A 13102-nucleotide genomic window follows, 5' to 3' on the forward strand; every position below is an offset into this window, starting at 1 on the left:
GAAGTTTATCCTTTTCAGCAGGAAAAAGATAAGACACAACGAATACTCTAAATGAGGAGATTGAATAAGGGATGCGGTTGAATGATAAAGAAGATATTAAAATCGTATGATTATACATTAATTATAGCAATGGTATTATTAATTCTATTTGGATTGATTATGATTTATAGTGCTAGCATGGTTTCAGCAGTCCAATATTATGGAGAAGACAGTAGTGATTTTTTTTATAAAAGACAACTAAAATATATTATCATTGCCGGGATTGCTTTTGTGATAGTGGCAATTTTTCCATATAAGGCATTGTTAAGCAATAAAATATTAGTACCAATGGTATTTGGCTCTATTATTTTTTTAAGTGGAATCTTTTTATTCGGTAGTGTTTTTGGAAATGCGCAAAGCTGGTATAAAGTAGGAACAGCAAGTCTTCAGCCAGCTGAGTTTGTTAAATTGGGTGTGATTATTTATCTATCGGCAATTTACTCTAAAAAACAGGCGTATATAAATGAATTTAATCGAGGCGTTGTTCCCCCGCTAGCATATTTGGTTATTGTTTGTGCATTGATTATTCTTCAGCCGGATTTTGGTACAGCAGCGATTATATTTATGATTGGTGCTACGGTTATTTTATGTTCAGGAATGAACTGGAAAAACTTGTCCAAGTTGATGCTGATTGGCTTGGCGTTTTTATTATTACTTGTTTTAATCCTCCAGCTTGCAGGAAAGAGTATTTTTACAGAAAAGCAAATGGCGAGAATTTTCGTTTTTCTAGATTCGCCTTTTGCTGAAGATGTTGTACAAGAATCTGGTTACCATATGAGTAACTCTCTTATCGCTATTGGATCTGGTGGTCTAAAAGGGGTAGGTTTGGGACAAGGTGTCCAAAAACTGGGTTACTTAACAGATGGCCATACTGATTTTATTATGGCAGTAATTGCTGAAGAACTGGGTATTTTTGGTGTCGGATTTGTAGTGGTAGGGCTCAGCTATATTGTTTTAAGAGGCATTTATACAGGATTAAAGTGTAAAGACCCGTTTGGGAGCTTATTAGCAATCGGTATTTCCAGTATGATAGGAATCCAAGCTTTTATCAATATTGGAGGAGTTTCTGGATTAATACCATTAACAGGTGTCCCGTTACCTTTTATTAGTTACGGAGGATCATCTTTATTACAATTGTCCATTGGAATGGGGATTCTTGTCAATGTTTCCATGTTCGTGAAATATGAAAGAGTTTATAAGCCGAAAGAAGAGAATGTTTCAGATATAGCAGTGAAGAAACAGCCTACTTCCAGTTTTGTTCGACCAAACCGTCATTTTTAAACAATTCAATAAAATGGCTGGGATATAAGTTTTCCAGCTAAAGAAAAACCAAAACCATGATACGAAGATATTAAAGCATTTCGTATCTGATTTTGGTTTTTTTATCTTTGTTTATAGAAGTAATACTAAGAAAACAGGTTGATTCATTTGCTTCCTTGCTAAAAAAGGCTATAATGAATAGAGTGTCTTTTTATTTGTAAAACGCTCTCGAGGAAGTTGTGATAAATGTTAAAGTTTACCAATAATGTGACAACTGAAGTTTTTAGTGTAAAAAGAGAGAAATATTCATGAAAATATGGTTTAATAGCAAAAGAGTCTTTTTTTAACATTGCTATGATGTTAAATGTGAATAATGACACAATAAAATGAACGGTATTTTATATAGTATGATATCTTTTTGTATGTAATGAAAGGGGAGATATGATCAAATGGCTAATTCTCGCGTTTATCCTGAAGCCAAATTGACGAATCAACAATCAGAAACAAGTGCTTGGAAGGATTTTCTCGCATTAATTAAAATAGGAATCGTAAATTCAAATTTAATCACCGTGTTTACCGGTATCTGGCTTGCAATAGTCTTCACAGATGCAAAGTTTCTAGAGCAAATTGATACGGTATTATATACTTTAATCGGATCAGGATTAATTATGGCAGGTTCCTGTGTTTTAAATAATTTTATTGATCGTGATATTGATCCATTAATGGAAAGAACGAAGTCCAGACCAACAGTAACAGGAAAAGTGAAGCCTGCAAAAGTTGCTGTTTTAGGTTTTGGTTTTCTCTTCATTGGTACTTTATTCCTGTTATTAACAACAATAACTGCAACTGTCATTGCTTTAATCGGTGCATTTAGCTATGTCGTTGTCTATACTATGTGGACAAAGCGTCGACTAGTATCTAACACCGTAATAGGAAGCTTTTCAGGAGCATTTCCACCACTAATTGGATGGGCTGCCATTGATCCTGGCCTCCATGTGATGGCTTGGAGCTTGTTTTTAATTATGTTTGTTTGGCAGCCGCCACATTTTTATTCTTTAGCAATTCGAAGAGCAGAAGAGTACCGAGCAGCAGGAATTCCAATGCTCCCTGTTGTTAAAGGTTTTGAGGTAGCAAAAAGGCATACGTATATATGGATTATTGCTTTATTTCCGCTGCCATTTTTGTTATACCAAATCGGTATTCCATTTTTAATATTAGCAACATTATTAAATATCGGTTGGGTTATTACGGGGATACGAGCAAGTAAAAAGGAAGATGAATACAAATGGGCAACAGCAATGTTCATTTATTCCATTCAATATTTAACAATATTATTTGTCTCAATGGTAGTATTTACATTATTCTAAAAAGGAATTGTTTATAGGGGAGAACATTTCAAGGAGAATAATGGTTGATTTCTTATTGGTTAAAGCTTGATGCTTTTTCCGATAAGAAACATTAATATCCTGAAACTTGGAGCAGTCTGAATACATATAGACTTCGATGGGATTAGTGAGACAGAGGAGACCGAGCAATGCTCGCTTTCGTCAGAAAGGTCGAGGGTGTTGCCTGGTTAACGGCACTAAATTTGCGAACCAGTCTTATTGAAAAGGGAATTTTGGGAGTTTGTTAAACAAAGAGGTAAATACTTTATGGAGTGGATAGCTAAATGGAATTTACATTACCGATATTGCCGACAATTAGTACTACGTTTATTATTTTAAGTGCGATTTTTGTAGCGATTGGTTGGGGATTAATTAAGCAGAAAAAAAGACAACAACACCAGACTGTCATGTTATTTGCAGCGATTTTCGCGGTAATCTTTTTCGTCATTTATGCATCAAGAACGATTTTTATTGGTAACACTTCTTTTGGAGGACCAGATGATATTAAGATCTACTATACTATATTTCTTATCTTTCATATCACCTTGGCCACAATAGGTGCTGTATTAGGAATTATTATGTTGTATACAGGTTATAAGCAGCAATATGCAAAGCACCGAAAGTTAGGACCGATCACAAGTATTATTTGGTTTATTACAGCTATTACAGGAACAGCGGTTTATTTACTACTCTATGTTTTTTATCATGGAGGAGAAACGACATCTGTTATTAAAGCAATATTAGGTTTTTAAAAATAACATGTAAAAATGCTTCTAAAAAACAGAAGCATTTTTTTTATTGGTTTCTAATGGCGAAATGGATGGTTTTAAATGTAACTTTATTTACATAATTGAAAAACTACTTCTTCTATTAAAATTATTTAAATTAAGTTATACTATTTAGTAAGAAAGCCACATATATTAATAGAAACAATGCTAGAGAGGGGGGAATCCTCTGAAAATTTTATTAAGAACTGTCATAATTATTGCAATATTATCGGCGATTGGATTCTATTTTAGTATAGCAGATGATAATAATCAGCCAGATGTATTAGTTGAAAATGGTGATAATCCTAAAAAAGTAGAGGATAATCTCAAAGAAGCAAGTAAAAATACGCAAGTTTTGCCAGCTCCTAAAGAGGGGTTAGGGAGCTTAATCGGTAAGAGTACAAGTGAACTCAAAAAGAAGTATGGGAAGCCAGCGAGAATTGATCCTTCCGCTTATGAATATGACTGGTGGATATTCAATAAGGATGACTCTAAGTATTTTCAAGCTGGTATTCTTGATGACAAAGTAGTTACCATTTATGCAATTGGCAGCTCAGTGAATGTTACGCCTTATAAAATTGGACAAGAAGTTGGAGATATTTATACAATGACTCCAATTGAAACCAATATTAGCTTTAACTACGAAAATTCCTCCTACCGTTTTGAATTATCGGAGGATGAAATAAATAACCGCCCACTTATTCAAATTGGAGATTATTATGCACAGCTATACTTTGATAAATTTAATGGTACTCTATCAAGTATTCGGTATATGGATGCCCGAACGTTACTTCATTTAAGACCATATGAATTAGTTTATCGGGGAGAACTATTAGAGACACAGAGTAATGTGGAGAATAATGAAGCAATACAAGAAGGAAACGAGCGACAAATTCTAGATATGACAAATGTATTAAGAAAAAGATTCAAGTTAAATACAGTTGAATGGGATCAGCCTACTGCGGTAGTAGCATTAGGCCATAGTAAGGATATGTTTGATACCGAAAACTTTTCTCATACATCTGAGAAGTATGGTGATTTAGAGGACCGCTTAAAAGCAGGTGACATCTTATATCAAGTTGCTGGGGAGAATATCGCTGCAGGGTATTCAGATGCTCCCGCAGTAATGGAAGGTTGGCTAAATAGCAAAGGGCATCGAGAATGTTTATTAAATGAGAAATTTACACATCTTGGAGTAGGAGTATTTGATAAATACTATACACAAAATTTTATCGAAAAATGGTAAGAGTAGAAAAAGAAACAGTCGGCAAACTCAGCGGAGGAGTGGTCGGCTGTTTTTTTTATCTGAGTTGTTGGTGTATGGTAGGGATAATTACATAGCAGGATTTGGTTATCTTTAACCAATCTTATTAGTTACAGGGTTTTAGGGAAATATGAAGAGAAATGCACACTTTTTACAAAGCTGTCATAAAGTAATATAGGCAGATGTATCAAATTAGAGGTGAAATAATGATGGCTGATAAAAAACTTCATCCTTCTGTAGAAGAATTTAAAGCATTTGTAAAAGCAAACCCTAAAATATTGAAAGAGGCAAGAAGTGGGAATGTGACATTACAGGAATTATATGAGGATTGGTATTTATTAGGTCCAAATGATACTAGATGGGATGGTTTATTAGAAGGTAGTGCTGAGTCCACCCAAAAGAAAGAAGAGGCATCAGGTAATCGGACTGTATGGATGTCTAATATTGTTGATACATTAAAGAATATGGACCAAAATCAAATCCAAGGATACTTGGCAAACTTAAACCAAGCTTTAGGTACGTTGCAAGGTGTTATCTCTCAATTCGCTCCCAATAGTGGTTCTAGTGGAACATCTGCGCCAACAGAACAAAAACCTTCTGGACCATTTTCTTTTAGGAAAGATTAAATAGGAGGATTATATGAGACAGAATATTAAAGAATATATTGCGCAGAATACAGAATTGCAACAGTTTATACGAGAACAGCCACAATGGTATAGAGAATTAAGCAGAAATCCAAATCAGTTAGAAGTCTTTGAGATTGCTTCCCTTCATTATTATAAAAAAACCATCCCAGATCATGTGGAAAAGTTTTCGAATGGTGTACAAATGGCGTCTATGATGGTTAGCATGTTTCAGGCAATGAATGCACAATCTTAGGTCTTTAGAAGTCAATAAATACTTTGAGTAAAACAAACAGGAATGGTAATACTAACGAAAACATTATTAAAATTACCAGGAGTGTTTATGTTGAAAAAATTCGGATTGATTTGTATTCCTGCTTTTCTCCTTTTAACTGGGTGTAGCCATGATATACCTGATCCAAAAGTAAAACCTCATAAGGAAGCAGTAAATGGTGTAATCTCATCAAATATGGCTGTACAAGCCTCTACTACTTATAGAGATACAGAAAAGATGGCTGTGCATCATTTAGTGAAGGGAAATAAAGTATTTGTAGAATGCAGAGTAAAGGACTATTCATTCAGAGAAGATAGCCAGGGGAAATTAGGTAAAATAGTTTTAGAAGTTGATGGTCAGAAGTATGAATATTCTTCTGCTGCCTTTGTAATTGAAGGACTGAAAGCAGGAAAGCATACGATTAATCTTTCTGTTATAGATGCAGCAAGTAAGGAAATGCAATATCAGAAGTCATTTCAAGTAATGATTAAAAGTTAGATAAAAAAGGATATCACATTCCTTTTCTTTCTAGTGTCTTTCATGTAGAATAAGAGGTGGAGGTGAGCGAATACGTGCTTGCGACAACTGAAATACTCCTTATTCAAGAGGAAGCAGAAGAGATTGCTGAAATGATATTAGAATCAGATGTTGCAGAACAATACCGTATTTGTTTGGCCAATATACAATCAAATAAGGAAACACAGCGGAAAATTCATTCTTTTAACAAAATGAAAGAGCTATATGAAGAAGTTCAGCGTTTTGGAAAATATCATCCTGAATATAAAAAAGTGATGATGGAAATAAGACAGCTTAAACGCGAGATGGATTTAGATGATAATGTAGCAGCATTTAAAATTGCTGAGAATGGTTTACAAAAGCTTTTAGATGATGTTAGTGTTATTATTGGACGTTCTGTTTCTACTTTCATTAAAGTACCAACAGGTAATCCATTTTTTGATGAACTTTCTGGCTGCTCCGGAGGTTGTGGTAGTGGTGGAAGCTGTAGTTGTTCTGCATAATATACTTAAAAGCAATGATCCTAGATGATCATTGCTTTTCTATTTTCTTTTCCTATGCTATTATGATAAATAATGGTATTTAAAGGGGTTAAATTATGCTAGGGCAACGACAAGGGATTATTGTTTGGTTATTTTCACTAAAACAAGCAAAAATGTTAAGAAGATATGGGAATGTTCATTTTATTTCCAAAAGGTTAAAATATGTTGTGCTCTACACAAACCAAAGTGACGTAGAAAGCATAATGGAAAAAATAAATGCTCATTCTTTTGTTAAAAAGGTAGAACCTTCCTATAAACCATTTTTAAAAATGGAATTTGAAAATTCGCGGCCAGATAAAGCGAAAGAATATGATTATAAAATGGGAATTTAATAGCTGCTTAAAAGATAATAAGAGCAGTATGGACGAAGCTTAGTTAGAAGGATTAACTTCTGCGACTAAGTCATCATCCATACTGTTTTTTTCTTTAATATAATTCCATTTAAATTGGGAAGGGGAGTAAAAAAAGCCTGCAGGCAAATACCTGCAGGCTCCTTCCACATCCTTATTATTCATAAGGAAAGAAGGTAAAGGGAGAGGAGAAACCGGAGGAAAACTTAGGGGAAACGTAAGTCTTCTCCGCGGTTGGCAACAACATCCTCGAATAGATGCTGTTAATTACATTATCCCCAACCATGGAACACTTATACCTAATCAAAATAATTTTTTTGGATAAAGTAAGATAGTCTTCTTTTTTAGTTAATAGGTGGAATAAAACTATTCATGGTATAAATAGTAAAAAATCTTTAAAATGTTGGCTCGCTATAAGGTTTATGGTAGGATAGGGAAGGTAAAAGCAGTTAAAGTAAAATTAGGGTTGTGGTGATTGAAATGAGAGTTGTCTCCGGTAAAAATAAGGGGATTCCATTGAAGGCAGTGCCTGGTAACTCGACTAGACCTACTACAGATAAAGTCAAAGAAGCCATCTTTAACATGATAGGTCCTTACTTTCAAGGAGGAGAAGGCCTTGATTTATTTGCTGGGAGTGGTGGACTAGGTATTGAAGCTTTAAGTAGAGGATTGGATCTTGTTATTTTTGTAGACAAAGAAGGAAAAGCGATACATACGATTAAAGAAAATCTTTCTATATGCAAATTAGATAGCCAAGCAGAGGTATATCGCAACGATGCGGATCGTGCTTTAAAAGCATTACAAAAAAGAGAAAAAAGATTTGATTATATTTTTTTAGATCCGCCATATAAAAAGCAGCAGTTGGAAAAAATGCTAACATTTATTGATGAAGCAGGTCTCTTAAAGGAAGACGGAGTTATTGTTTGTGAACACGGTTCGGAAATTTCTTTGCCTGAGGCAGTTAGCAGACTTCAACAAGTGAAACATGAAAAATATGGAATAATTGCGGTTTCTATTTATTCCTTACAAAATGGTATGGAGGACTAAGAAATGGCTAGTATAGCAGTTTGCCCAGGTAGTTTTGATCCGATAACGTACGGTCATATTGATATTATTAAACGATCAGCAAAGGTATTTGACCATGTATACATATGTGTATTAAATAATTCTGCCAAAAAACCTTTTTTTTCAGTAGAGGAAAGATTAGCGTTAATTAGAGAAGTAACAAAAGATATTAAAAATGTTTCTGTGTCGTCCTATGAAGGGCTTTTGATTGATTATGCAAAAAGTGTAAATGCAAATGCAATTATTAGAGGGTTACGAGCTGTATCAGACTTTGAATACGAAATGCAGATTACCTCTATGAACCGAGTTTTATCAGATGATATTGAGACATTCTTTATTATGACAAATAATCAATATTCTTTCTTAAGTTCAAGTATAGTGAAAGAAGTCAGTAAGTATGATGGTGACATTTCGGAGCTTGTCCCAAAGATTGTTCATGATGCGTTAAGAGCAAAGTTTCATAAAAATCGTCCCTAACGCTTTCTCTCCAGTAATATGAATAAAAAAGGACTTATTGCCTAAAAGATTTTTATATCTTTATGGCAATAAGTCTTTTTTATACTTCTTCTCTTGGAGATAATCTTTTTACTAAGATAAAACAATAAATTGTCAAGGAAATAATCGTTACAATTGGACCCCATGTGCTAATATTTTCAAATATTTGTTGAAAGAAAGCTCCCTCCTGTTTTAATCCTGGAATTGCAATCGTTGGAGCATCTTTTGCCAAAAAGGTTTTGTTAAAGAAATCCCAAGCGATAAATGTATAAATACCGGAGAAGATTGCTTGCATTATTCTTGCTATAAAAAATGGTTTAAAGCGAATATCTGTCTGTGCTAGAATACTTGCAACCTGCGCTTGTACACTCAAACCACTAAAGCCGAGAATACAGCTAGTTAGGATTGCTTGATGCATAAGGGTAGAAGTTTCTACCTCACTTGTTAATTGACTTCCTAATGTAATTTCAAATATCCCAGCAATGAATGGAATCGTTAATTCGCCAGAAAAAGTGAATAGCTGGAAAATAGATTCTAACAATTTAGCAACAAAAGAAGTAATATGTAAGTGAAATAGTAATCGATTAATAACGGAAAAAAGAATAATGAAGCCACCGACCATTAATAATGATTGAATTGAAGAAGTAACGGCATCACCCATTAATTTGCCAAGCGGACGCTTGTCTTTTAATCGAGTTTGATGTAATTCCCGTAATGCTCTTTTGATAGAGGCTTTTTCAGTTGCCTCCTGTTTCTTTATTTCTGTGTCCTTGCCATGAAATCTCATAAAAAGTCCTACTGTAAAGTTGGCTAAGTAATGAGAAAAGGCAAGAAGTAGTCCTAGTTTGGGACTATGAAAAAAAGAAGCTGAAACTGCACCAATAATAAACATTGGATTAGAAGCGTTAGAAAAAGAAACGAGTCTTTCAGCTTCTGTTCTTGTTAATTGTTTTTCTTCACGCATTCTTGCTGTTAATTTTGCTCCAGTAGGAAAGCCTGATACCATGCCCATTGCCCAAACAAATCCACCTACACCTGGAACTTTAAAGAGAGGTCGCATAATGGGTTCCAATAAAACACCAATAAAACGAACTACACCAAAACCGATTAAAATTTCGGATAAAATAAGGAAAGGAAGAAGTGAAGGAAAAACAATCGTCCACCATGTGTTTAGTCCATTTTTGGAAGCGTCAACTGCAACTCCTGGAAAAGAAATTAGAGCAAGAGCTAATAGGGACGCAGATAAAGCGAGTACGATTGTCTTAAATTTTGAGCGTAACAAATTATATTGCTCCCCCTTCAAATAGAAAATAGTAGGTAAGTATTCTTTTTTATAGAAGAAAGACTGTTTAAGAAACATATTTAATAAAAAAGAATACTTGTACACAAACAGCCTGAAGAATATCCCTCTACCAATCAATATACTCATAACATAAAAAAAAAGACCATAAGAATATATAGATTATTATTTTGATAAGAATAGGTGGGACAATATGGAACGCCCAAAAATTGGATTAGCGTTAGGGTCAGGTGGAGCGAGAGGATTTGCACATATTGGTGTAATAAAAATACTTAGAGAAGAGAACATCCCAATAGATTATATTGCTGGTAGCAGTATAGGTGCTATAGTTGGCTGTCTATATGGAGCAGGATCCGATATTGAGCGATTATACACTTTATCCAAGTTCTTTAAAAGAAAATACTATTTGGATTTTACTGTGCCTAAAATGGGGTTTATCGCTGGGAACCGTGTAAAGGAATTAATTCATTTGTTTACCTATGGAAAAAATTTAGAGGAGTTAGATATCCCTGTTGCCATTGTTGCGACAGATTTGTTAACAGCAGAAAAAGTAGTTTTTACAAAAGGGCCCATTGCTGATGCTGTTCGGGCAAGTATTTCTATTCCAGGCATATTTGTTCCAGAAAAAATTGACGGGCGATTGCTTGTAGACGGAGGAGTAATCGATCGTGTTCCTGTCTCAGTTGTGAAGGAAATGGGAGCAGATATTGTAATTGCTGTCGATGTAGCAAAAGTAAACATTCATACAGATATTTCTAATATTTATGATGTAATTATGCGTTCATTAGATATCATGCAAATGGAACTAGTAGAATCACGCGAGGTAGCAAGTGATGTGATGATTAAGCCGCCTGTTGAAATGTTTAATAGTAAGGCATTTACTGATTTGGAGAAAATTATTAAAATAGGGGAAACAGAAACGAGAAGATATATAGAAGGGATTAAAAAGGAAATCAGAAAAAAAGAAAGAAGGAAAAAAAGTAATTAATAGAGTAAACAAATAAAGATTAAAGGTTCTCGATTTACTACAGTGGAGGGCCTTTAATCTTTAAGCTGTTTATAAAGAACTCCAACCAATAAACTAGTCCTTGCATAGGAATTATTTCATGATTGGAGGTTTGGTGTAATCCATCTCTAATAGTTGATGCTGAACAAGATTAGGAACACCTAAAGCATAAATTTGCGAAGCGCGAATATCTAATGCGATTTTTTCTTTATCAAAAGCAGAAAGCTTACTGATAATTGGCAGCTGAAACTGCTTCTTTTTTTCTTTTAAATAGAGACGGCCATTTACAGTTGTACCAAGTAAACGAATAAAACTTGGCTTCAATGAAGACTGCATTTTTGCCTTTTTGGTGTTTGTTAAAATATGTACGCAAATTCTTTGCAGCCTTGTCCATGTATATCTTTTCGTTTTTACTAAACGAATAAAATCCTGAAAAGAGGATGCTGTTTTTACATATTTGAGGAAGCGATACTCTAAACCTTCCTCCATCTCATATATGGTAGCTAGCTCTTCTGCTGTTGACTGAAGGAGACGGAATTTTAAATAGTGCCAGTAATTCTCCCAAGTATGATAAGCGAGGTATGTTTCCTTATACTGCTGTAGTATTTGATAACTACTTGCGGGGAGGAAGGGTTCTATTTTTTTTATGTCTCCCTTGGCATGCAATAATTCTTCACGAATGCTTGTTGCGCTAGCTATCGTATCCGAAGTAAATGTTTTGTCATGATAGTCTGCTTTCATGCGGGCAACTGTGCAAATTTCCATAGGATACTTATTGGTATGCACCGCCTTATAATATTCATATCCTAAGATGTTATTTGGCATACTAAGATTTAGCGTGGTGTGATCATCACTATTTGTTAATTCTTTTATCGCTAATGATTTAGCTTTCGGATAGCTTATTCCTTGTTTCATAAATCTCTTAACAAGTAAATCCTCTTCTGTCTTTTGCTCTTGCAGCTTGGTAAAAATCTGATGAAAAGCATCAATGCTGCCTGATTCACTGCCAAAACATAAGAAATTACAACTTAAGCTTTGCAAAATATCAACAGCGCCAGAAGCAAATACGGCAGCATGCTGTGTGGCAAAAGCATAAGGAAGCTCCACAATAAGATCTACTCCACTTTCCAAAGCCATTTCTGCTCGAGCCCACTTAGAAACAAGGGCAGGTTCTCCTCTCTGCAGAAAAGGACCACTCATAACAGCAACCACAATATCTGCCTGTGTTAGTTCTTTCGCTTTTTGGATATGATACAAATGTCCATTATGAAATGGATTATATTCTACTACTATTCCAACTGCTTTCATCACATTCTCCCTAACTAGTTTCTTTATGGTTGTATTAATAAAAGTTTATCCTAAAAATAGTGGTTATAAAAGAGAAACCTATATGATTTGCTTGTTTTAATAGAACCGAGGTTTTAATAGGGCTGTCTACTTTCTAATATAGTTTCTATTCTACGAATTTTAGAAGGTAAAGCTTTGCTAATAGCTTAAATGGAAAGCAAAGGGGAGAGAAATAAAAATCATTTAGGAAGTTTTGGTTGCAATTCTGATGAATATGGGTAGAATAGAAAAGAAATCACGAAATATGGTCGTGATTCAGGACATATCTCTTATTATTTACTGTAAAGAAAAAATATTGACAAATAATTATATGAAAGCTATAATTACCTTTGTTGCCTTGGGGTGATATATATGAAATGGACGTTAAGCCAGTTACAAAAATTTCGAAGTAAGGGATTGCCAATTGATGAAACAATAAATATGGATGAGATCAAAGAAACAGATCCAACCATAAGAAAAGTATCTCCTATTCATATAACAGGACGTACGGATATTGATTCAACGAAAGTGACTTTTCATTTAAATATAAAAGGATCGCTCGTGCTACCTTGCTCTCGTACTTTAGTAGACGTGGATTATCCAATTAATGTTGAAACAACAGAAACCTTCCTATTAAAAGTTTCGGAATATGAAACAGACGAAGAGGAAGTTCATCAGGTGAAAGGGGATGTAATTGACTTAAAGCCAATTATAGCCGAAATACTTTTACTTGAGGTACCGATGCAAGTCTTCTGTGAAGATGTAACAGAAGAGGGAGCTCCGCAATCAGGAAATGATTGGGAAGTAATCCAAGAGCAAGATTTACAGGAGAAGAAAGTTGATCCTCGTCTTGCAGGACTTGCTAAGTTTTTTGAAAATGAGTAAATAAA

The 13102-nt window shown here is 34.5% G+C and carries 15 protein-coding genes; 13 read left to right on the forward strand and 2 right to left on the reverse strand.

Annotation, left to right across the window (positions count from 1 at the left end; all coding sequences use genetic code 11):
• The first annotated feature begins 81 nt into the window (after positions 1-81).
• The 11 genes from NST77_RS05035 (at position 82) to coaD (ending at position 8562) form a co-directional block, all read left to right on the forward strand.
• A complete protein-coding gene (locus NST77_RS05035) occupies positions 82-1320 on the forward strand; it encodes an FtsW/RodA/SpoVE family cell cycle protein (RefSeq protein WP_123257408.1) in 1239 nt (412 codons plus the stop codon).
• Positions 1321-1748: 428 nt separating this feature from the next.
• On the forward strand, positions 1749-2666 hold the full coding sequence (cyoE, locus tag NST77_RS05040; protein ID WP_095329068.1) for a heme o synthase: 918 nt from the start codon (positions 1749-1751) through the stop codon (positions 2664-2666).
• Positions 2667-2968: 302 nt separating this feature from the next.
• Positions 2969-3436, forward strand: a complete 468-nt coding sequence (locus NST77_RS05045) for a DUF420 domain-containing protein (RefSeq protein WP_123257409.1) — start codon at positions 2969-2971, stop codon at positions 3434-3436.
• A gap of 370 nt (positions 3437-3806) precedes the next feature.
• Entirely contained in the window at positions 3807-4697 is an 891-nt protein-coding gene (locus NST77_RS05050; RefSeq protein WP_235973322.1) for a CAP domain-containing protein, read from the forward strand.
• Positions 4698-4897: 200 nt separating this feature from the next.
• A complete protein-coding gene (locus tag NST77_RS05055) occupies positions 4898-5341 on the forward strand; it encodes a YlbD family protein (protein ID WP_341122762.1) in 444 nt (147 codons plus the stop codon).
• 13 nt (positions 5342-5354) lie between these two features.
• Positions 5355-5594 carry a YlbE-like family protein gene (locus tag NST77_RS05060; RefSeq protein WP_123257411.1) on the forward strand — a complete coding sequence of 80 codons (240 nt, stop codon included), beginning with the start codon at positions 5355-5357 and terminating at the stop codon, positions 5592-5594.
• Between the two features lie 90 nt (positions 5595-5684).
• A complete protein-coding gene (locus tag NST77_RS05065) occupies positions 5685-6110 on the forward strand; it encodes a hypothetical protein (protein WP_341122763.1) in 426 nt (141 codons plus the stop codon).
• Between the two features lie 74 nt (positions 6111-6184).
• Complete coding sequence (locus NST77_RS05070) at positions 6185-6631, forward strand: YlbF family regulator (RefSeq protein WP_047939888.1); 447 nt, start codon at positions 6185-6187, stop codon at positions 6629-6631.
• Positions 6632-6726: 95 nt separating this feature from the next.
• Positions 6727-7002: a YlbG family protein gene (locus NST77_RS05075; protein WP_047939889.1), complete on the forward strand. Its 276-nt coding sequence runs from the start codon at positions 6727-6729 to the stop codon at positions 7000-7002.
• A gap of 498 nt (positions 7003-7500) precedes the next feature.
• A complete protein-coding gene (rsmD, locus tag NST77_RS05080; RefSeq protein WP_171509510.1) occupies positions 7501-8067 on the forward strand; it encodes a 16S rRNA (guanine(966)-N(2))-methyltransferase RsmD in 567 nt (188 codons plus the stop codon).
• 3 nt (positions 8068-8070) lie between these two features.
• The gene (gene coaD / locus NST77_RS05085; protein WP_095329075.1) at positions 8071-8562 is read left to right on the forward strand and encodes a pantetheine-phosphate adenylyltransferase; all 492 of its coding nucleotides are present in this window, start codon (positions 8071-8073) and stop codon (positions 8560-8562) included.
• Positions 8563-8641: 79 nt separating this feature from the next.
• Here the strand turns inward: coaD and ylbJ are convergent, their stop codons facing one another.
• Positions 8642-9862, reverse strand: coding sequence for a sporulation integral membrane protein YlbJ (gene ylbJ, locus NST77_RS05090; RefSeq protein ID WP_341122764.1), 1221 nt, complete (start codon positions 9860-9862; stop codon positions 8642-8644).
• 211 nt (positions 9863-10073) lie between these two features.
• Here ylbJ and NST77_RS05095 point away from each other — a divergent pair, with 211 nt between their 5' ends.
• Positions 10074-10868 carry a patatin-like phospholipase family protein gene (locus tag NST77_RS05095; RefSeq protein WP_123257413.1) on the forward strand — a complete coding sequence of 265 codons (795 nt, stop codon included), beginning with the start codon at positions 10074-10076 and terminating at the stop codon, positions 10866-10868.
• A 111-nt stretch (positions 10869-10979) separates the two neighbouring features.
• Here NST77_RS05095 and NST77_RS05100 read toward each other — a convergent pair whose 3' ends face one another.
• A complete protein-coding gene (locus NST77_RS05100; RefSeq protein ID WP_341122765.1) occupies positions 10980-12194 on the reverse strand; it encodes a nucleotidyltransferase in 1215 nt (404 codons plus the stop codon).
• 390 nt (positions 12195-12584) lie between these two features.
• On the opposite strand from NST77_RS05100, the gene NST77_RS05105 reads away from it, so the two are divergent.
• Positions 12585-13097, forward strand: coding sequence for a YceD family protein (locus tag NST77_RS05105; protein ID WP_061796783.1), 513 nt, complete (start codon positions 12585-12587; stop codon positions 13095-13097).
• Positions 13098-13102: the final 5 nt, after the last annotated feature.

This window comes from Niallia sp. FSL W8-0177 (genome assembly GCF_038006285.1).
Classification (GTDB): Bacteria; Bacillota; Bacilli; order Bacillales; family Cytobacillaceae; genus Niallia; species Niallia circulans_A.